This window comes from Bacillus kalamii (genome assembly GCF_047238185.1).
Classification (GTDB): Bacteria; Bacillota; Bacilli; order Bacillales; family DSM-1321; genus Bacillus_AD.
The window spans coordinates 189,350-212,956 of record NZ_JBDFMI010000006.1 but is presented as its reverse complement, the minus strand read 5'-3'; the positions used below and the strand labels follow the sequence as shown (position 1 = coordinate 212,956).

Genomic DNA, 23,607 nt, shown 5'->3' with positions numbered 1-23,607 from the left:
GTTATATTTCAGATGTCGAAGAAAAACAATTTAATAGAAATTGTTTTTTGATAGAGAACAAAGATAGAAGGAGGTTCAATTGATATTTTAATATAATTAAGTAAGGGGGAGCACGTTTTGAAAAAAAAGAAGAAAAAAGCCATGAAGGCGGCTTCTGCAAGTTTGGCTGTTCTAATGACGGCATCAAGCTTATTCTATGCCGGCGGAGCAGTGCACGCAGCTGAAGGAGACCAAAAGATTGATTTGGAGAAAGCGTATCAATCGATCGTCAAAAACCACAAAAAAACAATCGGGAAGCAAACTGAATACAGCGATACAGAACAAGTAAGGGTTATTGTTGAATTGGACGGAGATCCTGCTATTTCTTATGCGAATGATAAAGGTGTTATGTACAAGCAATTATCCATTAAAGAGCAGGATAAAGCCCAAAAAGTGGTCAAAGATGAACAGGATGCCTTCTTGAATAACGTTAAGAAGAAAAAAATCAACCTTAAAAAGGAGAATGCCTTCACGACTGTTCTGAACGGCGTCAGCGGTAAGGTGCAGTATGGTGATATTGAAAAAATCGAACAAATTCCCGGAGTCACGAAGGTTGCAATCGCGACTGAATATGAGCGCCCGGTTGAAAAACCGAATATGCTCTCCAGCAAGGATATGGTTGAAGCCCAGCAAACATGGCATACGGGCTACAATGGCAAAGGGACAGTAATCGGCATCATTGATACCGGTATTGATGTGTCCCACAAGGATATGATATTGACAGATAAATCAGGTGAAAAATTAACTGAAACTTCTGTCAATGGAAAAATTACCGAAAGTAAATTACCTGGCAAGTTTTATACGGACAAGGTCCCTTACGGATATAACTATGCCGATAAAAATGCTGAAATCCGCGATTTAGGCCCTGATGCATCCATGCACGGAATGCATGTCGCAGGTACAGTGGGCGCCAATGGCGATGAAAACGGCAATGGAATCAAAGGTGTGGCGCCTGAATCACAATTGCTCGCATTGAAGGTATTCGGGAACGACCCTGCTATGCCATCAACATTCGGCGATATATATATTAAGGCAATTGACGACGGCATTAAGCTTGGAGCCGATGTCATGAATATGAGCCTCGGCTCAGCGGCCGGCTTTGTGGATGACTCTTCCCTTGAGCAGAAAGCGGTCGATAATGCAGTACAAAACGGAGTGGTTATGAGCATTTCGGCAGGGAATGAAGGAAATCTCGGGAACGATTTCGGAATGCAACCGTTGGCAACAAACCCTGACACTGGTTTGGTGGGTGCACCTTCCGTCACTAAGAGCTCCTTATCTGTAGCCTCCATCGAAAACAATAAAATCGCTCTAGACCAAATGACAATGGCATTTGGAAATAGCTCGCTCTCATTTGGCTATAAAACACAATCCTCACCAATTCCTCTAACGGTATTCGGCAATAAGCAAATGGATGTCGTCTATGTGGGAGATGGCAGCCCGGCTCAGTACCAGGGTAAAGATGTAAAAGGAAAAATCGTCTTCGCTGCACGTGTGGCTACAGCCCCTAACTATGGACAGATTCAAGCGAATGCAGAAGCGGCCGGAGCGGCTGGTGTCATTGTAAAAGGCCTTCCTGCCCACGGCGATTACGTGAGCATGGCTTTGAATAATCCAACCATTCCGTTGGTTTCCATCGGCCAAAGTGATGGCAATGTTATTCTTGAGCAGTTTGCCAAAAATAACGGAGTTGCTAAAGTGTCATTTACGGGCAAACAGGTAACGGTGCCGAATTCGGCGGCGGGAACGATGTCCACATTCACTTCATGGGGTGTGACTCCATCCCTGGAAATGAAACCGGAAATTACGGCTCCAGGCGGACAGATTTATTCTACATTGAATGATGATAAATATGGCTTGATGAGCGGTACTTCAATGGCTGCACCGCATGTATCAGGCGGATCGGCACTTGTGCTGCAAAAGGTTCATGAGATGTTCCCTGACTTATCCGGCGCTGCAAAAGCAGAGCGCGCGAAAGTCTTGATGATGAACACGGCAAAACCGGTTGAAGATCCTGCCGCTGGAGGCATCTTCTATTCACCGCGCCGCCAGGGTTCAGGCATCATGCAGCTTCATTCAGCTGTTTCCACTCCTGTGTACGTTGTGAAGAAGGGAACCAATGAAGCGAAGGTGGAATTGAAGGAAATCACGGGGAACACATTCTCCTTTACGTTAACAGCAACCAATATAAGCAAGGAAGATGCAACTTACGAAGTGGACACATCCGTCCTAACGGATGCAGTCACCAATGGACAACTTGATTTGAAAGAGAAAAATATCTCCAAGGCGAGAGTGTCAGTCGATACGCCGGAGTTCACTCTATTCGCCGGCCAGTCCAAGGACATCACTATCCGTGTGAACTTGGCGAATGCCACTTCCGAATTGGAAAATGCGATGGCTAACGGCTACTTCGTGGAGGGATTTGTCCAACTAATCAATAAATCAGACCAAGCATTCCCGAATTTGTCCGTTCCGTTTGTCGGCTTTAAAGGAGATTGGAACAAGGCTCCAATTCTTGATCCGATGATTTATGATGAAGGAAGCTTCCTTGAAACATCCTTTATGGTGGATGAAGAAGGAAATGCACTTGGCCAAAATGGTATAAGCGGCAATTTAAATAAGAATACAATTGCGATTTCCCCTAATGGCGATGACCAAAAGGATACGGCAGCACCTGTACTGACATTCCTGCGCAACAGCAAAATCGCCGAATACAGCATTGTGGATGAAACAGGCAAAACATTGCGTACGATCACCAAAGACAAAGAACAAAGAAAGAATTACAAAGCGAAATCACCATACGTCTATAATCCGAAAATGACGACTTGGGACGGCTTTATCAAGTCCAAAGTGGCAAAAGACGGCAAGTACTATTATCAAGTGAAGACACAAGTGGATTATCCTGGAAAAGAGCCGCAAACGATGAAAATTCCGGTTATTGTGGATACAGCGGCGCCAGTCATCAGTAAATCATCCTTCAGCGCCAAAAATGGCATTTTGTCATTCGAAGTAAATGATGGTACAGGCAGCGGTCTGCAATTGGTGCAGGTGCAAGTGGACGGCAAGGCAGTCAAAACGCTTGATGCCTATGGCCAAACCTCCTTTAAGGTGGATATCGGTAAAGTAACGAATAAGTCCAAAATAGTCATATTGGCAATGGATAACGCCGATAATCTAGCTGGCCAAGTGGTAAAAAGTGTGTCCGATGATACAATTCCTTATATCGTGACAACCTCCCCTGAAGCGTTAGGCATATACGATTCTAAGGAAATCACGCTTGCCGGATCTGTTAAGGATGCTTCATCACTGGAGTATTTGAAGGTAAAAGGCAATAAATTGTCTGGCGGCGAAATGGATGTGCCGTATACGTATAACGAACAAACAAAAACATTCGACTTCAATACGAAGCTGACATTTACAGAGGATGGAGTCCATGATATCTACATCGGCGGAGAGGACAGTGTCGGCAATAAAATCGAATTCAGAAGACAGGTTATTATCGATACAACACCTGCTGCCTTGCAAATTACAGGTGTACCTGAGGGCGGTATTGTAGGAGCAGCAGATTCTGATAAGGCGGATGCCGATAAAGGTACTGTTACAACTAAGCCGGAAGCGCCTGTTGAAAATGGAAAACCAGTCAAGCCGGCCGTACCGACAAATCCGGTGAAGCCAGGGAAAAGCGATAACGATGTAGTTTCAGCAGCAACAGCTGCACAGGCGGCAGAAGAACAGCCTGATATTACACTTCATGCGAAGGTGACCGATAACTTTGATGAAATCCGCTTAGTTGTCCAAGGCGATGAAATCTTTAAGCAATCCTTCGATGAGCCGTACGAAATGCGCTCGTTCTCAAAAGACTTCGATATCCCGTTATTCCTGGACGAAGGCCAGAATGATGTGACATTTGAAGTGACCGATTTGGCGGGCCATGTGACGAAACAGACGGTTGTCCTGTATAAAGGGGAGCAGCCAAAAACAAAAGCAGAAATTTCTGCCTATAACCTAGACGCCGGTGCCGAAGTAAGCAAGGACAAGCCGGCTGTGCTGACAGCTGAAGCGACTGCATCCGCTAAGTGGGAAGCAGTTGTAAACGATCCGAAAGGCAAGAGAATCCCGCTTGCTTCCACTGAAGGAAAAACGTATGAAGCAACGTTTGTTCCAGGTTCATCTGATCCTGACGGCGAATATACATTGGAATTCAATGTTGAAGGCGGAGAGAAAAAGACAGTCACCTTCCAAGTCAAGCAACAGGATGATGAAGATGGTGGAGAAAATTTCCAAATTATCGATTGGAAAATGCAAAAAGGCCCTAGATTAGCTATTTAATAGACATATAGCCAGGGTTCTATAAAAGAGATCGAGTTGGTTCATACTCGGTCTCTTTTTCTGTGCTCTAAAAAAACGGTTGAGGCATGGGAATGGTAGCAGGCTGTAGCGGCAAACACTCGCTTCATTATTAGGGTTTAGAAAACATCATCGAAATACCCTGACAAATGCTAAGAAGGAAATGTTAATCCAAAGCGAAAATCCTGATGTATTATTTATCTTTTAGGAAGGAACATTGACTCAACTAAAAAGAGCGGAAGGTGCGAGACTCCTGCGGGATCAGCGTGTCAGATGAGACCCCGCAAGGCCATAGCCGAGGAGGCTCATCGCGCGCCCCGCGGAAAGCGAGCAACCTGAGCGACAAGCGCTCGCTTCAATATTAGGTTTAAAAAACAACTTTGATACTCCCATGATGAATGCAAAGAAAATGAAAGTTTATCCAAAGCGAAAATCCTGATGTATTATTTATCTTTTAGGAAGAAACATTCACTGAACTAAAAAGAGCGGAAGGTGCGAGACTCCTGCGGGATCAGCGTGTCAGATGAGACCCCGCAAGGCCATAGCCGAGGAGGCTCATCGCGCGCGCCCCGGAAAGCGAGCAGGCTGTAGCGGCAAGCGCTCGCTTCATTATTAGGATTAAAAAACAACTTTGATACTCCCATGATGAATGCAAAAAAAATGAAAGTTTATTCAGAGCGAAAATCCTGATGTATTATTTATCTTTTAGGAAGTATCATTGATTCAATTAAAAAGAGCGGAAGGTGCGAGACTTCTGCGGGATCAGCGTGTCAGATGAGACCCCGCAAGGCCAAAAGCCGAGGAAGCTCATCGCGCGCCCCGCGGAAAGCGAGCAACCTGAAGCGGCAAACACTCGCTTCATTATTAGGGTTTAGAAAACATCAATGAAATACCCTGACAAATGCTAAGAAAAAAAGAAATATTAATCCAAAGCGAAAATCCTGATGTATTATTTATCTTTTAGGAAGTATCATTGATTCAATTAAAAAGAGCGGAAGGTGCGAGACTCCTGCGGGATCAGCGTGTCAGATGAGACCCCGCAAGGCCAAAGCCGAGGAGGCTCAACGCACGCCCGCGGAAAGCGAGCAACCTGAAGCGGCAAGCGCTCGCTTCAATATTAGGGTTTAGAAAACATCAATGAAATACCCTGACAAAAGCAAAGAAAATGAAAGTTTATCCAAAGCGAAAATCCTGATGTATTATTTATCTTTTAGGAAGAAACATTGACTGAACTAAAAAGAGTGGAAGGTGCGAGACTCCTGCGGGATCAGCGTGTCAGATGAGACCCCGCAAGGCCAAAGCCGAGGAGGCTCAACGCGCGCCTCGCGGAAAGCGAGCAACCTGAAGCGGCAAACACTCGCTCAGTAATAGGGTGAAAAAACATCAATGAAAATACTATATACATGATTCTTTCCCGCTTTCAGTTTTCGTTGGGGAGGATAATCAGCAAAATCAATAGAATAGGATGGAGTGCCCTCTATATAATGAGGGTAGAAACAAAGGGGAGGGATTTAAATGGATTTACAATTAAAAGAAAAAAATGCACTAATCATTGCATCCAGCCAAGGGCTGGGCAAAGCGATTGCTGCCGAGCTTGCCCAAGAGCATGCCAATGTGATGCTAGTCGGGCGCGTAGAAGATAAACTGGAAAAGGCAGCGGCTGAGCTGGACACACTTGGTGCGGGAAGAGTATCCTATGTGACTGCCGATATTACAGATGCTGAAGCAATCAAGAATCTTGTGAAAGAAACAGCCGAAGAACTCGGCGGCATCGACATCTTGGTGAATAATGCGGGCGGGCCGCCTGCCGGATCATTCGAGGACATGAGCGATGAAGACTGGCAGGCCTCATTTGAATTGAATCTATTAAGCTACATACGGATTATCCGCGAAGCGCTTCCTTATTTGAAGAAATCGCAGGGAAGAATCGTCAATATCGCTTCTTCTTCCATTAAAGAGCCTATTTCCGGATTGATTCTATCGAATACGTTCCGGACAGGTATCGTCGGTTTGTCGAAGACATTAGCAGAGGAATTCGGGCCTGACCAAATACTGGTCAATACAGTTGCGCCTGGCCGGATTGCGACAGACCGCGTCCGCCATCTCGATCAGGTGAAGAGCGAGCAGAGCGGAATCTCCATCGAAGAGATAGAGGAAAAAATGAAGGGTGGCATTCCTTTGGGCAGATACGGCAAGCCTGAGGAATTTGCAAGGGTTGTTGCATTCCTCGTGTCAGGCGCCAATACATTTGTGACAGGAACTTCGCTGCTTGTCGATGGCGGCATGGTGAAATCGATTTAATAGCGGGCTTAAAAGAGTTTAATCAAACGTTTGATTAAACTCTTTTTTATGCGGAATACCCTGTTTAGCGCCGTTTGCTTTCTTTAGTATAATGATAGTATACAAAGTGCGAGTGCGAAGGAAGTGAATATATGGAAGTGTACCAACAGTATCAAGAATATTTAAATAATGGCTTGTTCGCCGGCATTCCATACAGGGTTGAATTGAAGGGCGACCAAGAGTTGCGGGACTGCCCCTATGTAGATCAAAGGGCAGTTATGGAGATATTCCAGATCGGCAGGCAGCTCTCCGCTGCGGATGCATTGAATGGGGAGGGTCCGGTTATCTATAAGCCTATTAAGGAAAATAATCAGGTACGCGCTCTATTGCTAGTTTTTGAGGATGTCGATTGTGAAGAGAAGAACATGATTGCCTGCGATGTTCTTCAAGGGCTTGCCGAAATAGCAGCTGATTATGTGGGTTCTGAGCGGATGCACCGTTTTCTGGAGCGGGAGAATGATGTGTTGAATAGAGAAATGAAGGTGTTATTCGATACCGTCACACAGCCATTTTGCCTGGTGAATGAAGAAGGCGTCATTCAGGAGGTGAATGATAATCTGGCATCGCTGGCGCATAAACGGAGGGCGCTGTTAATCGGCGAACAGATTGATGCCCTTGTGAGCGGGGAAAGCTGGAGAAGGATGCAGGAAGCGGATAAGAAGGAACAGATGATGGTCCAGCTGGAGCTTCAGTCCGGCCAAAAAATGACTGCCACTGTCCAACCCGTTACAGTGAATAAGAAGAAAAAAGGGTATTTGCTTGTATTGAATGAGGATACGGTTAAGGCAGGCAAGGTAAAGCAAGGAAAAAGCAAGCTGTATCATTTCCGTGAAATCAAAGGTGTGAGCGACGCATTGCAGCAGGCAGTCCAGGCAGCGAAGCGCGTCTCTAAAAGTGACGCTTCCATCATCCTGCGCGGGGAGAGCGGGACGGGGAAAGAGCTGTTTGCCCAGTCGATCCACAATGAAAGTGAACGGAAACATCAGCGCTTCGTCGCATTGAACTGTGCAGCCATTCCGGAAAATTTACTGGAAAGCGAACTGTTCGGCCATGAAAAAGGGGCATTTACAGGCGCTGCCAAGGAAAAGCCGGGACGGTTTGAGCTCGCTGATAAAGGAACCCTTTTTCTGGACGAAATCGGCGATATGTCTCTATACCTGCAGGCGAAGCTGCTTCGGGTCATCCAGGAGCAAACGATCGAGCGTGTAGGCGCTGAGAAAAGCAAAAAAATCGATGTCCGCATCATAACGGCTACCCATCAGCCGTTGGAACAGCTCGTGAAGGAAGGGAAATTCCGGCAGGATCTCTATTATCGGATTTCTGTCATACCGATCACCATCCCTCCTTTAAGGGAAAGAAAAGAGGATTTGCCAATATTGATCGACCATTTCATGAAGCTGTATTCAAAGGAGATGAACCGCTATCCGAAGCAGTTGTCTGATGAGGTCTACCAGACTCTTTACGCATATGGATGGCCAGGGAATATACGAGAGCTGCAGAATGTCATACGCCATTTCGTCGAATTGGAAATCGGCGATGTAGTGACATTGAAAAGCCTTCCTGCTGCTTTCCTGAAAAAAGAAACAATGCCCGAAAAGCAGATGAAATCGCCCATTCGTGCAGTACCCCGCTATACGGGACGGATGGAAAAGAATGAGTTGATTGAGGTGCTGGATCACAATGGCTGGCATACCGAGGGGAAAAAGAAAGCAGCCGAAGAATTGGGCATATCCTTGCCTACCTTATACAGATGGATGAAAAAGCTGAAAATCAAATGATAAAAGGTGAGAAAAAATGAGAAATAGTGAGAAAAAACAAGATTTTATATTGTGAATCAAAAAATGGTTATCATTTTTTATCATGATGTCTGAAAAATATAAAAATAAACTGTTTTGATTCAGCATGTGAAAATAGCGCAAAATCATCGTTTTTACTTCTTTTTTGAAGAAAAATTAAAGTTGGCACGCATCTTGCATTATATACAGATAGGATGGTGAAAAAATGAGCTGGCATATAACAAAAGCGGATATTTCGTATATCAGTCTGGGAGCCAGGTTTTTATCAAGCGGAGGGGGAGGCGATACGAAAACATTCGAATATCTGTTGAAATCATTAATGAGCGAAAAAGATGTAATTGAAGCCAAGACGGCAGATGAACTTGGAGATGAACAAGTCATACCGATGGCGGTTGTCGGCTCGCCTCTTCTATTGAGTGAGGATATTCCTTCTCTTTCCGATATGGTCCGGACGCTTGCTTTATATGAACAGCTGACGGATAAAAAAGGGGAGGCTGTCATGCCGATCGAAATCGGCGGGATGAATGCACTGACTCCGATCGTCATTGCTTATCTTCAAGGAATGCCTGTAGTGGACGGAGATGCGATGGGGCGCGCTTTCCCGGATTTGTTCATGAGTTTGTTCTCGCGCAACACGGAAACGCTATTCCCGTTAATGCTTGTATCCGGCAAAGAGGAAAAGATCATCAGAAATAAAAAAGAATACAACGAGCAATTTCAGCCGTTTGTTTTAGAGAATAAAGGCTATGCTTTCCTCGCTTGCCATGGGGGCAGAGGCCGCCGCTTAGTATCTTGCATGGTTCCGGGAACGCTTAAGCTGTCCAGGCAACTCGGGCTTTCTTTATCGTCGGGGACCTTCCGGGAAAAGCTGAATGCTGTGCGGGAGGATATCGGCAATAGTATCTACGGGCAAATATCCTGTGTATGCTTCGGGCGTGTCACAGCAGTCAAGAAATGGTTTGAGGAGAAACGGCTAATCGGCACATGCCACATCAACGGTTTTTTTCATTTTGCCGGAAGGCAGGCGCATCTGTATTTTCAGAATGAATTTCTGAAGCTGGCATTATCCGATGGGAAATGCTACGGCGTGCCTGATTTGATCATTCTTCTCCGCCAGGATAATGGGCAGCCTGTATCGGTCAGCGAAATACGGGAAGGCATGATTGTGGCAGCGTTGGTTATATCGGCGCCAAGTGCACTGCGTACCGAAGAAATGATGCGTTCCATTAGCCCGGGGCAGTTCGGTTTAGAGAAGCTGGACTGTCTGCCGCTTCATGAAGGAGGGGATTCGGATGAGGATTGGGATTGATATCGGAAGCACGAGAGTAGATGGCGTGCTGCTGGATACAGACGATAAGCTGTTGGCGGCCGCCAAGCATTTGACCGGTGAACATGCAGTAGAGTCCATATCGATTGTGGTGGAAGAACTGCTGGCCCATATTGATCCGCAACAGGTGAAGGGCATCTTCATTTCAACAACCCACTTGTTGAATGCGCTGATCCAACAGAGGAATCTCGCGAAAACAGCTTTAATCCGCATCGGCACTGCGGGTTCGGATGTCGATCCGAGATGGCGGTGGCCGGAAGCACTGAGGGAATATATCCGCACCGTTCTGTTTCTTGAAAGCGGCAATTCGTATAATCAAGCTTCCTTGAACGATCTCACGTATGATTTATCGGACTTATATTCATTCATGGAAAAAGAGGAGATCGAAGCTGTCTGTATTGTCGGTGCATTCTCCCCTTTATACGAACAAGAAGAGGTGCGGGTGAAGAATCAGATTTCCGCCCAGTTCCCGGGAACGCCGATTACAATGTCCCATCAGATCGGCAGCATCGGATTGATGGAAAGGGAAAATGCAGCCTTGCTGAATGCCTTCATGTCCAAGGAGACAGGCAGGGTGCTTCATCATCTAGCTGATGCCCTTAGCGGCCTGGCTATTGATTGTCCGTATTGGCTCGTACAAAACGATGGATCGCTCTTGACGATGAAGGAAGCGATCGAGTTCCCGATTTTATCTTTTGCGTCAGGCATTTCCAATAGCCTAAAAGGGGTGGCTTCGCTGACATCCTTGAGTGATTTCATAGCAGTTGATGTTGGCGGGAGCACGATTGAATTCGGCAAGATGCAGGGAGGCCAAATGAATGAAGTGTCGTCCTCGGCAGAGCTTCTCGGAATGGATATTAATCTGGAGCTTCCGGAATTTTGGTCATTGCCTTTCGGAGGGGGCAACGTCGTATCCGTTAAGGATGGGAACGCAGTGATCCACCAGACGATCGCCAGTGATATAGCTACTGACGGACTTGCATGGGGAGGGCATTCTTGGACAGTGAGCGACTGCTTCCTCCGTCTGTATAAGGATGCTTTATACGATCCGCGGCTGAAGCATGAACGCCTTGATTTTGTCTCAACTGAGGATTGCCGTATAGTCGTAAGTTACGTAATGAACAAGATCAAGGGGGTTCTCGAGCAGCTGCAGAATCAGGAAGAAGAACTGCCTATTGTGTTGGTGGGAGGAGGCAGCCCTTTGCTGCATGCCAGTTTGTTCGGTAAATACCAGAAAGTCATTCATCCGCCGGCCTATACGATTTGCAATGCAATCGGTGCTTGCCGGTCCCCGCTCAGCTACTTTATCGACAAGGTCTATTGGCTGAACGACAGGAGCAAGAATGAGGTGGTGGAGGAAGCAATCGATATGTGCCGGAAGGAAGTGTTGGCGAAGGGGGCTCTTCCGGACAGTGTAAAGGTCCAATATGTAAAGGAATATCCATTCGATTACTTGCAGGGAGAAATATTGCGTGTCAAAGCAAAGGTTACAGGCATCCTGGGATAATGGGGATTGAACAGGCGGCGAATGTCCCTGGTGCTGCTCTAAGGAATACATTACATGATAAAGGAGCTGGTCAATTATGAAGGAAAAGGAACATGCAAAAGTCAGCGATGATTACTCATTAGAAAGGGTTCCGCAATCCGCGAGGCTTCCAATGTGGAAAATCCTGCTTGTCCGGCTCGGGGCGATTGCGACACTATCCCAATTCATGCTCGGGGCGTCTTTAGGATATGGCATGACTTTCTGGGAAGCATTTTGGGCCGTTTTTTTCGGGGCGGTTATCCTTCAAGTCATTTCATTCCTTGTCGGTTACGCAGGAGCCCGTGAAGGGATGTCCACTAGCCTGCTATCGCGTTGGGCCGGTTTCGGGCGGCTGGGCTCCAGCTTGATCGGGCTGGTCATTGCTATTTGTACCATTGGCTGGTTTGGCGTCCAGAATTCTGTTTTTGCACAGGGGCTCGTCGATGCGGCGGGAGGAAAGCTTAATCTGAGCTTATCTGCCGCCATTACCGGCTTCGGTGTCACGTTGCTCGTTATTTTCGGCTTTAAGATTTTGACGTTGACGGCTGAAATCGCCGTTCCAGCTTTCTTGCTTGTTGTGGCATTCGGTATTTACAACGTGCTGAGCGACCATTCCCTTTTCGATCTGATGGCAGCCAAGCCTCCCGGGGAAACCTTATCATTCGGAGTCGGAGCGACCATGGTTGCTGGCGGCTTTATGATCGGCGCTGTCATTACGCCCGACTTCAGCCGCTATGCGAAGAGCGGAAAAGACGTCATGTGGATGACGGTTATCGGGACAATTGTCGGCGAGCTGGGCATTTGTATGATTGCCGTCCTGATGGCTCATGCAGCGCAAACAAATGACGTGGTTTCCATTATGACAAAGGCAACTGGATGGCTTGGACTTGCAGCTGTCGTTTTTTCTACTATTAAAATCAATAACGTGAATCTATATTCTTCATCACTTGGCTTCACCAATCTTATCGATAGCCTTTTCGGCGTAAAAACAAACCGGGGCATTGTCACCTTGGTCATCGGCGCGATTGGAACGGTGCTATCCATCCTAGGCATTCTGGATAAATTCGTTGATTTCTTAGTTCTGCTTGGTGTCATGATTCCGCCAATCGCCGGTATTATCGTCGTTGATTACTTCATTTTGAAAACACACCGGAAGGAGCTTGATGAAAGCAGGGAAAAAGGTGAATTGCCTGCCACGGTCGAGTCGTTCAATCCAGTATCGATCATTGCCTGGATTGCCGGGTTTGCCGGAGGTTATTTTATTACACTCGGCATCCAGTCCATTAATTCACTAGTAATCAGCGCTGTTATCTACTATGGTGGATCGCTGGCATTGAAAGCGGTAAGAGGGAATACAGTGGAGAAAGAAAAAGTGGCATCTTAAATTAATTCAATATTGGAGGTATTCTTACTATGAGAAAAATAGGCAAACAGGAAATAGAGGACATCGCTGTCGGAGCTGCCCTGCTCGGGACAGGAGGCGGCGGCGACCCATATATCGGTAAATTGATGGCTTTGCAGGCAGTGGAAGAATTCGGTGAGATTACATTGCTTGATGTGGATGAAGTGCCGGATGACGCTTTGATCGTCCCTTCCGCGATGATGGGAGCACCGACGGTCATGCTTGAAAAAGCGCCAAGCGGTGAAGAAGCGATTGTCGCATTCGAGAAGCTGGAATCTTATCTCGGCCAAAAAGTGTTTGCGACGATGCCGATTGAAGCCGGCGGTTTGAATTCGATGCTGCCGCTTGCGCTTGCAGCACAGCTGGGGCTTCCGGTAGTGGATGTGGATGGAATGGGCCGGGCTTTCCCGGAGCTGCAAATGGTGACGTTCTATTTGGATGGTATCTCAGCGACCCCGATGGTGCTGGCAGATGAGAAAGGGAATACAAACATCCTGAACACCATCAATAACGTTTGGACAGAAAGGATCGCCCGTGCGGCAACGATAGAGATGGGCGGATCGGTCATGAATGCCATTTATCCGATGTCAGGCGAACAGGTGAAAAAGAGCGGCGTCCATCACATCTTGAAGTTGGAGGAAAAGATCGGCCGAAGCATCCGGCTGGCAAAGGAAAACAACGAGGATCCAATTAAAGCGATCATGAAAGCGGCGGGAGCTATTGAATTATTCCGTGGAAAGGTGGCGGATATCAACCGTAAAACAGAAAGCGGCTTTGCAAGGGGTGTAGCGACGTTTGAAGGCATCCATTCCTATAAAGGCGAGACGCTGAAGGTACGCTTCCAAAATGAGCATTTGCTGGCGCAGACAGAAACCCGCCTTCTATGTGTGACGCCTGATTTGATCGCTGTCATCGATGCGGAAACCGGCCTTCCGATTACAACAGAAGGCATCCGCTACGGAGCCAGATGCGTGGTGGTCGGCATGCCGTGCAACCCGAAATGGAGAAGCGAAAAAGGAATTGAAACAGTGGGGCCGAAATATTTCGGCTACGACGTAGATTATATCCCTGTGGAAGAACTAAACAAGCAAGGAGTGACCAACTAATGAGCACATACCGGATCGGAATAGATGTCGGCGGCACACATACAGATGCTGTGCTATTGGACGAACAGAACCAAGTTGTATCAGAAATCAAATCCCCGACTACATTGGATGTCACAACCGGGATTTTCACAGCCATGAAGACGGTCATCGAAGCGGCACAGGTGCCGAGGGAAGACATTAAATATGCCATGCTTGGGACAACCCATTGCACGAATGCCATCGTTGAAAGGAAACGTTTGAATAAGATTGCCGCCATCCGTATCGGGGCGCCGGCGACACTGGCCGTGAAGCCGCTGGTCGGAGTGCCTGATGATTTAAGGGATGTCCTCGGAAAATATGTCTATCTCGTCAGGGGAGGCCATGAATTTGACGGCCGGGAAATAGTGTCGCTTGATGAACAGCATTTGTACCGGATTGCTGAAGAAATTAAAGGAAATGTGGACTCTGTTGCCATCACATCTGTTTTTTCGCCAGTTTCACAGGATCATGAGCATCGGGCTGCGGTCATTATCCGTGAAGTGCTTGGCGAGGAAGTAGCGATTTCCCTTTCCTCTGAAATCGGCTCTGTCGGATTGCTTGAAAGGGAAAATGCAACCATAATTAATGCGGCTGTCATCAACGTGGCGAAGGTGGCGGCAGAAGGATTTATGCAGGCGTTGAAAAATGAAGGCATCAACGCAAGCGTCTTTTTCGGCCAAAATGACGGTACGTTAATGTCTGTGGAGTATGCAATGAAATATCCGATTTTCACGATTGCCTGCGGACCTACCAATTCATTGCGGGGTGCGTCTTATCTGACACAGAGCTCTGATGCGATTGTCGTCGATGTCGGCGGCACAACATCCGATGTCGGCGTCCTCATCCAATCATTTCCGCGTGAATCGTCCATGGCAGTGGAAATCGGCGGGGCACGTACAAACTTCCGGATGCCGGATTTGATTTCAATCGGGCTAGGAGGAGGGACGATCGTCCGTATCCAAGAGGATGGCGAGTTCACTGTCGGCCCTGATTCTGTCGGTTATCAGCTCCCTGAAAAGAGCTTGATCTTCGGAGGAGATACATTAACGGCAACGGATGTAGCAGTAGCCCTTGGCAAAGTGGAATTGGGCGATGCCTCAAAAGTGGCTCATCTGGACCGGGAATTGTTGAACCGAGTTTACGGCAAAATGGTTGAAATGGTCGAGGAAGCAATCGATAAAATGAAAACGAGCGCAGATGACGTACCGGTCATTCTTGTGGGCGGTGGCAGTGTCTTATTCCCGTCCCAGCTAAAAGGGGCATCCGAAGTGATCCAGCCGGAGCATTCAGGTGTGGCGAATGCAATCGGAGCAGCGATTTCCCAGGTGAGCGGACAGGTTGAGCGCATTTATAAGTTGGCCGATATCACAAGGGAAACAGCGCTTGCGATGGCGAAGGATGAAGCGAAGAATGAGGCTGTGAAGGCAGGTGCCGATCCGGATGAGTTAGTCATTGTCGATATCGAGGATGTGCCGCTGGCATACCTTCCGGGCAATGCGACTAGAGTGCGTGTGAAGGCAGCCGGTAAATTAGCGGTTGAGGTTGTAACAGTGTAATAGATGAAAACAAAAAGGTGAACCGTTGCAGGTTCACCTTTTTTGCCGTTTCGGAAAAATCGGATGCGATATTTGAAATGATTGTCTTATATTTTACATATCAATTGATTGGAGCGAAGAATGGCGACTCCTGCGGAAAGCGTCCACTCGCAGCGGAAATCAACAGCTATATCCATACTACGAAGTTGCTGCAAGAAAGAGCTTCCGATTACCCGTACCGCAATGCTTCAATCGGATCGAGCTTGGAAGCTTTGATTGCCGGGAAGACTCCAAAGAGAATGCCGACAAGAAGCGAAAAGCCGAATGCCAATAAGATGACCGGTACGGAGAAGGCAATGGCAGTTCCGATCAAAATGGTGTATATTTCGGCGCACAGGATGCCTGCGCCGATTCCGATCAATCCGCCGAGGGAGCTTAATGTCACTGCTTCAATCAGGAATTGGAACAGGATGTTGGATCGTTTGGCGCCGATGGCCTTCCTGATGCCGATTTCCCTTGTGCGTTCGGAAACGGATACGAGCATGATGTTCATGATGCCGATTCCGCCGACAACCAATGAGATGGCCGCGCTTCCTGCGAGAAGCAGTGTCATTGTCTCACTGACGGAAGAAGCGGTTTCCATTAAATCCTCCTGGGTCGATACGCTGTAATCATCCGCATCGCCGACTTTTTCATACATGGATTGTTCGATTCTGTTTTTCGTGAAATGAATCATCTGTTCATTCTCAACTTGTATATAAACCGATTGGACAGACGTAGTGGAAGCCAATCTCTGACCGGTGCTCAGTGGCACAAAAATGGTTGAATCGCCATTGCTGCCGAGAGAGCTGCCGACCGATTGCAGGACGCCCACTACTTTATAGGAATTGCCGTTGATTTTGACGTATTGACCGACTGCATTGCCGAAACCGAACAGCGTTTCCGCTGTATCGGATCCTAATACAACCACTTTTGTATGGTGTTCATTATCAAGAGCTGCCAAAAACCGTCCTTGCTGTAATTCCAGATTTCGGACATCCATATACGAGGAAGTGGTTCCGACCATGGCAGCCTGAGCGGCTGTCTGCCCATTCTTGACAGTCACTCTGCCGGAAACAGTAGGTGCTGCTTCTTTAACGCCATTTAATGTAGAAATCGATTCGGCATCCTTCTCTTTAAAATCGACATCCGATCCGGTGATGTTGACCGTCAGCATATTCGTCCCAAGGCTGCCGATCTGATTCTGCACCTCTTGGGAGGAGCCTTGCCCGATGGCGACGATACTGATGACGGATGCCACGCCGATGATGATGCCAAGCATGGTCAGGAAGGCTCTTATTTTATTGCTTCTGATACTCTTTAACGCCATGCGGACGGTTTGCAAGCCAATCACCTCCATTTTCGTTCAACCGGCCATCCTGAATGGAGACGATCCGTGTCGCTTTCTTAGCCACATGCAAGTCATGGGTAATGAGAATGATGGTTTGCCCCTGCTTATTCAAGGCGCTGATCATGTCTAAAATATCCTGGCTTGTATGGCTATCCAAGGCGCCTGTAGGTTCATCCGCCAGCAGGATGGGCGGTTTTCCGGCCAGTGCGCGTGCAATCGCTACCCGCTGCTGCTGCCCTCCGGAAAGCTGGTTCGGCAGATGATGGGCGCGGTCGCCGAGGCCGACCGTGCGCAAAGCTGTCAATGCGGCATCCTGGCGATCCTTGCTTGAATCGCCCCGATAGATTAACGGCAGTTCTACATTTTCAAGCGCACTCAGCTTCGGCAACAGATTGAAGCTTTGGAAAATGAACCCGATTTTCTGGTTGCGGATCGTTGCCAGCTGGTTGCTCTTAAGGCCTTCCACTTCTTCGCCGTCCAATTCATAGCTGCCGCTATCCGGCCTGTCCAGGCAGCCGATCATATTCATGAAGGTTGATTTCCCAGAACCGGAAGGCCCGATAATACTGACGAAATCGCCTTTTTCGATGGTGAGTGAAATATCATCCAGGGCAGTTACTGTTTCTCCGCCCAAAATATACTCCTTTTTCATATGTTTAATGGAAATGATAGGATCCGCCATCTATCAATTCCCCCTTTGTCCGCTGCCGGAAGGTCCGTTATTGCCGCCGGATCCTCTGTTTTCGCTGCTTGGAGGGCCTCCCGATGGCATGTCGCCGCCTTGTCCGCCACCGAATCCTCCCATCATCATTCCGCCTTTGGAAGAATTGCTGCTTGACTTAACCTGCGGCACTTGAACATTATCACCTTCCGACAGGCCTTTCGTAATTTCCGTATAGGTATCATTTGTAAGGCCTGTTTCAACGGTGACCTGTTTAGTGCTTTCTCCATTATTGGAAGGGACAAGTACATATTTTTGGTCTCCCTTTGTATAGACTGCTTCCACTGGGACATAAAGGGCTTGATCTTTACTTTCAATGACGATTTTTGCTTCAGTCGACATGCCGACCTTCAATGATTTAGGATCGGTGATGGTGATTTTCACATCGAACGAAGAAGTGCCGTTCTCTGATGAACCGGAAGAAGCGACCGATGTGACTTTTCCTTTGAAAGTTTCATCTTCAAAGGCGCTGGCTGTGATTTCAGCTTCCTGGTTGACCTTCACTTTTGAAATGTCTAATTCATCCACTGAAATGGTCGTCAGTAAATGAGTGTAATCGGTAATATGTGCGATCGCATCGCTGGTGCTGATTGTACCCCCGGTGGATAGGCTTAAGGATGTAAGTGTGCCGGCTGCCGGAGCCAATAGCAGGCTGCCGTCTGTAAAGGAAGCTATGGCTTGTCCTTTCGTGACTTTGTCTCCTGACGCGACTTTTATTGTATCCACTGTCAGGCTTCCACCTCCTGCTGATCCGCCTTCACCCGCAGAGCTGTTTGTGCTTGTGCCGCGTGTGATCGGCATTGTGAAGTCATCATCGTCCGTCAGACGCATAAGGATGGTTCCCTGGGAGGCATAGCCTCCGCTTTTGACGGCTATCGATGCAATCTCGGCATCATAGGGGGCAGTGATTGTTTCCCCATTCGTGAAAGTCAGGAGTGTATCTCCTTTAGACACGGATTCTCCTGAAGTTACCGCGATGCTTTTAATCGGAAGCACTGTATTGGCTGCCGTGACATCTTGGTCCGTGGCGGCCGCAATAGACCCTGAACCGCTGACGGCTATCTCTAGCTTGCCTTTCTTGACGGTTGCTGTTTGGGTATTCCGTTCGTCACCCTCGGCATTTTCCTGTTTCTTTTGCAGCAGGAACCAGGATGACCCGCCGATGATAAGTATGATAATTACTGAAATAAAAATCCATTTTTTCAACGTCATTCATCCTTCCTGATCATTGCATATCTGATGAGCTGCCAGATGTTGAATTATTTTGGTTCTGATCTTGATTCTGGTTCATTTGCGGCGGTGTGCCTCTGTTGCCCATTTGCTCTCCGCGTTCAGGGCCGTTCTGCTGCTGGACAATCAGGTACGTGACGCCTGCCGTCGCCAGCAAACCGAGGACCAAATTGATGGATAACAAAATGGCCACCATGTTCTTCTTGAATTTTTCCATTCCGATTAACCTCCTGTGAGCATATCGACTGCTCTTTTTTATGGAAGAGATCGCCTTCAAAAGACAGGGTCACTCTTTCGTTAAGTAAAGTATAGGAAAGGGATATGACGAAAAATGGAACAATATATGAAAAAAGTGGATGGAAGTGTGTAACAAAGTGGTAACTTTTAGCTGGGGGAATTTTATTTTATATACATAAAGAAAGAGGGGCGATTCCGTTTAGCAATCGTCCCTCTTTCGGTCATTTTTGGGTAATAGATCATTTTATTTATTGAATGCCAGACACCTAAGGAATAAAGAAGATTCTTTTATGAAAAATGATGCATATTGATTCCTGATTCCTTTATAATGGAAGAATATACTATATTTTACATAAGGAGGCGGACTTTTGAGACGGTTCATAAAAATAGTTGCGGGCATCAATACTGTCTTTGCTTATCTGTTTGCTTTCATTTTTTCAATCCTTTTTGATTCAAGCGGATCAACAATCAGGTTGGTTGAAAAGCCGGCGAATAGAAGGCGTACCTGCCAGAATCAATAATGGCAAGCAATTGAAAAGGGACTCGGATGAGTCCCTTTTCTCGTTTGCTATTAATGTCCAGCATTTTCGATTCCTTGCAGATGCTTGCGGCGCATTAGAGCGACCAGTACACCAAGGATGACCGCTGTTGCCCCTACATAGAAAGGCATTTGCTGATTGAACCATTCAGCCAGCTTGCCGGCAAGCCATGGAGCGACCGCTCCGCCAATGAAGCGGACGCAGCTGTAGGCAGCCGAAGCGACTGAGCGTTCCACCGGCGCTACTTCCATAACTGCTGTCGTAATGAGCGTATTGTTTGTTCCTAGGAAGGCTCCGGCAATGATGACGCAAATGATGACTGTAATGGATGATGTGCTGAATAGTCCCATTACAAGCAATGAAATGGCGAACAATGTGAGTGCGCCTGACATTGACTTCAATGTTCCGAATCGTTTTCCGAGCTTCGGTGCAACGAATACAGAGGTAAAGGCAAGCAAAATGCCCCAGCCAAAGAACACGTAGCCGAGCCCTCTTTCACTTAAATCCATGACGAATGGCGTATAAGCCATCAATGTAAAGAATCCAAAGTTATATAGAAAAGCAGTCGTAGCAAGAGTGGCGAGTCCCGGATGAGCAAGCGCCTTGAACGGATCCTTCATGGAACTTTTGACTGCCGGCTTTGGAATGTTCGGCAGCATAAAGACAAGCGCCAATAGAGCCAATGCCATAAGGACAGCTACACCGAAGAAAGGGCCCTTCCATGAGATGGAACCTAATTCTCCGCCCAATAGTGGGCCAACAGCAATCCCTAGGCCAAGAGCTGCTTCATACATAATGATTGCCTTAGCTGTACCGCCGGTTGAAACACCCACGATAACGGCTAGTGCTGTAGCCATGAACAAGGCATTGCCCAGTCCCCAGCCGCCGCGGAATCCGATCAGTTGATTGATGCTGCCGGAAAAGCCGCAAAGGGCCGAGAAGATAATAATGAGCGATAGACCGGCAAGCAATGTTTTTTTGGCTCCGATCCGGCTGGATACATAGCCTGTAATGATCATGGCGAGCCCTGTCACTAAATTATAGCTTGAGAATAATAGCGTCACTTGACTGGGGGAGGCATTCAATCCGTCGGCGATGGCAGGCAGGATCGGATCGACCAGCCCGAGCCCCATGAATGATATAACACAGGCGAAGGCAACAGCCCATACGGCTTTCGGCTGCTTCGCCGTTTTTGTTTGAATGTTTAAGTCTTGTTGACCAGGTTGCATATAATGAATCCCAACTTTCTTTGTTCGTACGTATTTTTCTTATTGATCACCGTCAATTTGCTGAATTTTAGTAGTTGCGCGTTCACGCAAATGCTCAAGTTCTTTCCGTACTTTTTCGATTTTATTCGTTTTTTCGATCAGCATCTCCACTTGTTTATCGATGCTATTAACCATTTTGGCCAGTTTATCCCGTTGCTGGAGCGGATCTGTAATGGATGGGTAATCGGTCCGGTCTAATTCCAATGCCTGGCTTTCCTTCAAATAATGCTGCAGTTCATTCAGCGAAAACCCAAGTACATCACGCGCCAGAATCAATCGCTGCAAAAAAATGATATCCTCTTCCGTATAGAGCCGGGTGCCTCCATCCGTGCGCTGGGGCGTTTCCAATAATCCGATTTCTTCATAATAGCGGATGGCCCTTTTCGTTAATCCTGTTTGCTTTGCTACTTCATCAATCTTTAAATAATCCATTTTTTTCTCCTTTTTGCTGCTTTATGACAGTATGCCTGTAATACCTAGGAGTTTAAGCGAAAAATGGAATCCCGGGTATTGTTAAGAATCCGGTGGTACAAAATGTCTTGTATTTTACCGCCACAAAGCTGTATCTATTGGTTAGTTAACGACCATTACAGGACATTCGCTGTTTTGGATGACCTTATGGCTGACTGAACCGAGGACAATTTCCTTGAATGGCCCAAGGCCGCGTCTTCCCATAATAACGAGGTCATATTGCTTCGCTTGGTCACAGATTGCTTCTGCCGGTTCGCCGTGGACATAGATTGGTTGGGCTGTTATGCCCTCTTTTTTCAACAGTTCCATGACAGGGCGGACAGCTTTTTCGCCTTCTTCCTCCAAAATGCCTTCTACATCTCCGGCCAATCCGGTCGTCTCGACCACTGGAATCTCCTGGACAACGTATAAAACAGTGAAAACAGAATAGCTTTTTACACTTTTAGCCAACTCGATGGCGGCTTCCAATGCACGCGTTGAACTTTCCGATCCATCATACGGAACAAGAATTTTGTCATACATGGCTGTCAACTCCTTCAAAAAGAATAGGTATTCAAAAAATCTAACGTTAACGTAAACTGTAATTACTGAATTAGATTATTCCTCTTCTTCTGAATTGTCAACTAATGTGAATCGCGTGCAAAACACGAAAAAACCATTAACATCGAAGGGTTAATGGTTTTTTTGCTGTCATCTTATTTTCTTTCTAGAACATCATAAGTTAGTAACATTTGTGTTGTTCTTTAAGTACGGATCCGGTGTTTCATCATTGTCGGGGTCATATTCAGAATCATTCATATCCTTTTTCCGTTTTTCTTCTTCGGGTGCGGTTGCCTGGATATGCGGATCTATGGCATCTTCTTCTTCCTGCTCGAAGGTGCTTTCAGTTGTGGCGTGGCGGCCGATTTCGTATGGCTCGGGTTCCGGATAGTCGCGCAGTCCGAGACCGGCATTGTAACGCTCCATTGTCTGGAGGGTGGGAGAATCATCCCCATCTGGCTGCAATTTATTATGGAAAGGCGTTTTTCGGTTCAAGAGCAGCAGGATTTTGCCTAATTCCAAATCACGCTTATAAGAATGTGTTTCTTCCTGTGTCAAATGGCAGGCGGAAAGCTGTCTGTCGATTTGCCCCATGCCGTCTGAAGAGAAAAAGCTCATGATTTTGTCCAGGAATGATTCTTCGGTAGTAGTGGTGACCATCTTTACATCCGGTTCCTTTTCCTCCGTCAAGGAGACCAGTTCTCCATCCCTCGCGAGCACAGTGATCTGGCTGCCATCACAACCCTGATATTTTAACGTTTCGATTGCACGCAATACTTCATAGTTATCGTTGTAGACACCATATACAAACTTATCCATACTAGATCCTCCTTCGTACATGATTTTACTTAGAGTATACCCGCCAGGCTTCATATTAAACTGCCATGGGAAGGGATCGCCGGGAATTAATCAAACGTTTGATTAATAAAAACCGATTGTTAAGAGGGGAAGAAGCCGGCCAATACGTCCGATTCGGTAAACCCTTTTTCCTCGTGCTTTTCTAAAAATGAAACTGAAATAAATCCCATTTTTTGCTATCATTAACGTAAGTAATTTTCAGAAAACTGTAAGTGAGGGCCAAAACAATGACGACTATTGGAAAAAAAGACCATGTTCTCATTATTCTTGCCCATCCGGACGATGAAGCCATCAGGCTGGGAGGAACTATCGCCATGTGCAGGGAGAGAGGGATTCCTGTCACATATGCCCTCTTTACGTTAGGGGAAATGGGCAGGAATATGGGTGCTTCACCTTTTGCAACAAGAGAATCATTGAAGAGTATCAGAAGAAAAGAAATGGAAGCTGTTGCCTCTTTATTGGGCATCCAACAATTGATATTGCTCGGCTACCGCGATAAGACATTGGAATTCGAACTGGATGATCGCTTGAAAGAAGAGGTGGCCCGTCTGCTGCATGAAATAAAGCCGACCCGCCTATTATCCTTCTATCCCGGGCATTCGGTCCATCCCGATCATGAAGCGGTGGCGGAAGCCGTAGCGGCAGCTTGGAAAGAAATCGATATTGCCGTCCGTCCTCCATTCCATGGCATCGCTTTTTCACATGATGCTGTGGAAAAATTGGGAGAGCCAGATATTTGCTATGATGTCAGGCCGTATTTGCCTGTGAAAATAGCCGCCATCAAGGCTCATAAAACACAAAGCTTTCCTGTCCTGTCTTCGTTCTATCATCGGATGAGCGAGGAGGATATAGAGTCAAGGGACTTTTTAGGGTTTGAACGGTTATGGACGTATCGGCAAAATAACAGATGAGGGAGGA

18 protein-coding genes are annotated in these 23,607 nt (G+C 47.0%); 10 read left to right on the top strand and 8 right to left on the bottom strand.

Features of this window, described 5'->3' with window-relative positions:
* Positions 1-117 precede the first annotated feature (117 nt).
* From ABC357_RS18815 to ABC357_RS18780, 8 genes are all read left to right on the top strand, one after another.
* Positions 118-4,368, top strand: coding sequence for a S8 family serine peptidase (locus tag ABC357_RS18815; RefSeq protein ID WP_412889137.1), 4,251 nt, complete (start codon positions 118-120; stop codon positions 4,366-4,368).
* A 1,533-nt stretch (positions 4,369-5,901) separates the two neighbouring features.
* Positions 5,902-6,687, top strand: a complete 786-nt coding sequence (locus ABC357_RS18810; RefSeq protein WP_412889136.1) for an SDR family oxidoreductase — start codon at positions 5,902-5,904, stop codon at positions 6,685-6,687.
* 131 nt (positions 6,688-6,818) lie between these two features.
* Entirely contained in the window at positions 6,819-8,504 is a 1,686-nt protein-coding gene (locus tag ABC357_RS18805; protein ID WP_412889135.1) for a sigma-54 interaction domain-containing protein, read from the top strand.
* 223 nt (positions 8,505-8,727) lie between these two features.
* A complete protein-coding gene (locus ABC357_RS18800; protein WP_412889134.1) occupies positions 8,728-9,831 on the top strand; it encodes a DUF917 domain-containing protein in 1,104 nt (367 codons plus the stop codon).
* Complete coding sequence (locus ABC357_RS18795) at positions 9,815-11,356, top strand: hydantoinase/oxoprolinase N-terminal domain-containing protein (protein WP_412889133.1); 1,542 nt, start codon at positions 9,815-9,817, stop codon at positions 11,354-11,356. Before ABC357_RS18800 ends, ABC357_RS18795 begins: the two co-directional genes overlap by 17 nt.
* 76 nt (positions 11,357-11,432) lie before the next feature.
* The gene (locus ABC357_RS18790; RefSeq protein WP_412889132.1) at positions 11,433-12,758 is read left to right on the top strand and encodes a purine-cytosine permease family protein; all 1,326 of its coding nucleotides are present in this window, start codon (positions 11,433-11,435) and stop codon (positions 12,756-12,758) included.
* Between the two features lie 29 nt (positions 12,759-12,787).
* Positions 12,788-13,882, top strand: a complete 1,095-nt coding sequence (locus tag ABC357_RS18785; RefSeq protein WP_412889131.1) for an S-methyl thiohydantoin desulfurase family protein — start codon at positions 12,788-12,790, stop codon at positions 13,880-13,882.
* Positions 13,882-15,456 carry a hydantoinase/oxoprolinase N-terminal domain-containing protein gene (locus tag ABC357_RS18780; RefSeq protein ID WP_412889130.1) on the top strand — a complete coding sequence of 525 codons (1,575 nt, stop codon included), beginning with the start codon at positions 13,882-13,884 and terminating at the stop codon, positions 15,454-15,456. Before ABC357_RS18785 ends, ABC357_RS18780 begins: the two co-directional genes overlap by 1 nt.
* A gap of 208 nt (positions 15,457-15,664) precedes the next feature.
* On the opposite strand, the gene ABC357_RS18775 is transcribed toward ABC357_RS18780, so the two are convergent.
* From ABC357_RS18775 to ABC357_RS18760, 4 genes are read right to left on the bottom strand one after another with little or no spacing between them, the layout of a single operon-like run.
* Positions 15,665-16,819: an ABC transporter permease gene (locus ABC357_RS18775; RefSeq protein ID WP_412889129.1), complete on the bottom strand. Its 1,155-nt coding sequence runs from the start codon at positions 16,817-16,819 to the stop codon at positions 15,665-15,667.
* On the bottom strand, positions 16,776-17,507 hold the full coding sequence (locus ABC357_RS18770; protein WP_412889128.1) for an ABC transporter ATP-binding protein: 732 nt from the start codon (positions 17,505-17,507) through the stop codon (positions 16,776-16,778). The genes ABC357_RS18775 and ABC357_RS18770 overlap by 44 nt, the downstream gene beginning before the upstream one ends.
* A gap of 3 nt (positions 17,508-17,510) precedes the next feature.
* Positions 17,511-18,752, bottom strand: coding sequence for an efflux RND transporter periplasmic adaptor subunit (locus tag ABC357_RS18765; RefSeq protein ID WP_412889127.1), 1,242 nt, complete (start codon positions 18,750-18,752; stop codon positions 17,511-17,513).
* A 19-nt stretch (positions 18,753-18,771) separates the two neighbouring features.
* Positions 18,772-18,993, bottom strand: coding sequence for a hypothetical protein (locus tag ABC357_RS18760; protein ID WP_412889126.1), 222 nt, complete (start codon positions 18,991-18,993; stop codon positions 18,772-18,774).
* Between the two features lie 388 nt (positions 18,994-19,381).
* Between ABC357_RS18760 and ABC357_RS18755 the strand changes: the two genes are divergently transcribed.
* Positions 19,382-19,534: a hypothetical protein gene (locus tag ABC357_RS18755; protein ID WP_412889125.1), complete on the top strand. Its 153-nt coding sequence runs from the start codon at positions 19,382-19,384 to the stop codon at positions 19,532-19,534.
* 50 nt (positions 19,535-19,584) lie between these two features.
* On the opposite strand, the gene ABC357_RS18750 is transcribed toward ABC357_RS18755, so the two are convergent.
* From ABC357_RS18750 to ABC357_RS18735, 4 genes are all read right to left on the bottom strand, one after another.
* The gene (locus ABC357_RS18750) at positions 19,585-20,781 is read right to left on the bottom strand and encodes an MFS transporter (protein WP_412889124.1); all 1,197 of its coding nucleotides are present in this window, start codon (positions 20,779-20,781) and stop codon (positions 19,585-19,587) included.
* 39 nt (positions 20,782-20,820) lie between these two features.
* Positions 20,821-21,252, bottom strand: coding sequence for a MerR family transcriptional regulator (locus tag ABC357_RS18745; protein WP_412889123.1), 432 nt, complete (start codon positions 21,250-21,252; stop codon positions 20,821-20,823).
* 141 nt (positions 21,253-21,393) lie between these two features.
* Positions 21,394-21,813: a universal stress protein gene (locus ABC357_RS18740; protein ID WP_412889122.1), complete on the bottom strand. Its 420-nt coding sequence runs from the start codon at positions 21,811-21,813 to the stop codon at positions 21,394-21,396.
* A gap of 192 nt (positions 21,814-22,005) precedes the next feature.
* Positions 22,006-22,650: a general stress protein gene (locus tag ABC357_RS18735; protein WP_412889121.1), complete on the bottom strand. Its 645-nt coding sequence runs from the start codon at positions 22,648-22,650 to the stop codon at positions 22,006-22,008.
* A 266-nt stretch (positions 22,651-22,916) separates the two neighbouring features.
* On the opposite strand from ABC357_RS18735, the gene bshB2 reads away from it, so the two are divergent.
* Positions 22,917-23,600 carry a bacillithiol biosynthesis deacetylase BshB2 gene (gene bshB2 / locus ABC357_RS18730; protein WP_412889120.1) on the top strand — a complete coding sequence of 228 codons (684 nt, stop codon included), beginning with the start codon at positions 22,917-22,919 and terminating at the stop codon, positions 23,598-23,600.
* The last annotated feature ends 7 nt before the right edge of the window (positions 23,601-23,607 follow it).

Excerpts from the sequence above, each read along its gene's own strand:
- ABC357_RS18780 (WP_412889130.1), top strand. The coding sequence starts at position 13,882 with ATGAGCACATACCGGATCGGAATAGATGTCGGCGGCACACATACAGAT.
- ABC357_RS18810 (WP_412889136.1), top strand. The coding sequence starts at position 5,902 with ATGGATTTACAATTAAAAGAAAAAAATGCACTAATCATTGCATCCAGC.
- ABC357_RS18760 (WP_412889126.1), bottom strand. The coding sequence starts at position 18,993 with ATGGAAAAATTCAAGAAGAACATGGTGGCCATTTTGTTATCCATCAAT.
- ABC357_RS18735 (WP_412889121.1), bottom strand. The coding sequence starts at position 22,650 with ATGGATAAGTTTGTATATGGTGTCTACAACGATAACTATGAAGTATTG.
- ABC357_RS18795 (WP_412889133.1), top strand. The coding sequence starts at position 9,815 with ATGAGGATTGGGATTGATATCGGAAGCACGAGAGTAGATGGCGTGCTG.
- bshB2 (WP_412889120.1), top strand. The coding sequence starts at position 22,917 with ATGACGACTATTGGAAAAAAAGACCATGTTCTCATTATTCTTGCCCAT.
- ABC357_RS18745 (WP_412889123.1), bottom strand. The coding sequence starts at position 21,252 with ATGGATTATTTAAAGATTGATGAAGTAGCAAAGCAAACAGGATTAACG.
- ABC357_RS18740 (WP_412889122.1), bottom strand. The coding sequence starts at position 21,813 with ATGTATGACAAAATTCTTGTTCCGTATGATGGATCGGAAAGTTCAACG.
- ABC357_RS18805 (WP_412889135.1), top strand. The coding sequence starts at position 6,819 with ATGGAAGTGTACCAACAGTATCAAGAATATTTAAATAATGGCTTGTTC.
- ABC357_RS18770 (WP_412889128.1), bottom strand. The coding sequence starts at position 17,507 with ATGGCGGATCCTATCATTTCCATTAAACATATGAAAAAGGAGTATATT.
- ABC357_RS18750 (WP_412889124.1), bottom strand. The coding sequence starts at position 20,781 with ATGCAACCTGGTCAACAAGACTTAAACATTCAAACAAAAACGGCGAAG.
- ABC357_RS18800 (WP_412889134.1), top strand. The coding sequence starts at position 8,728 with ATGAGCTGGCATATAACAAAAGCGGATATTTCGTATATCAGTCTGGGA.
- ABC357_RS18785 (WP_412889131.1), top strand. The coding sequence starts at position 12,788 with ATGAGAAAAATAGGCAAACAGGAAATAGAGGACATCGCTGTCGGAGCT.
- ABC357_RS18790 (WP_412889132.1), top strand. The coding sequence starts at position 11,433 with ATGAAGGAAAAGGAACATGCAAAAGTCAGCGATGATTACTCATTAGAA.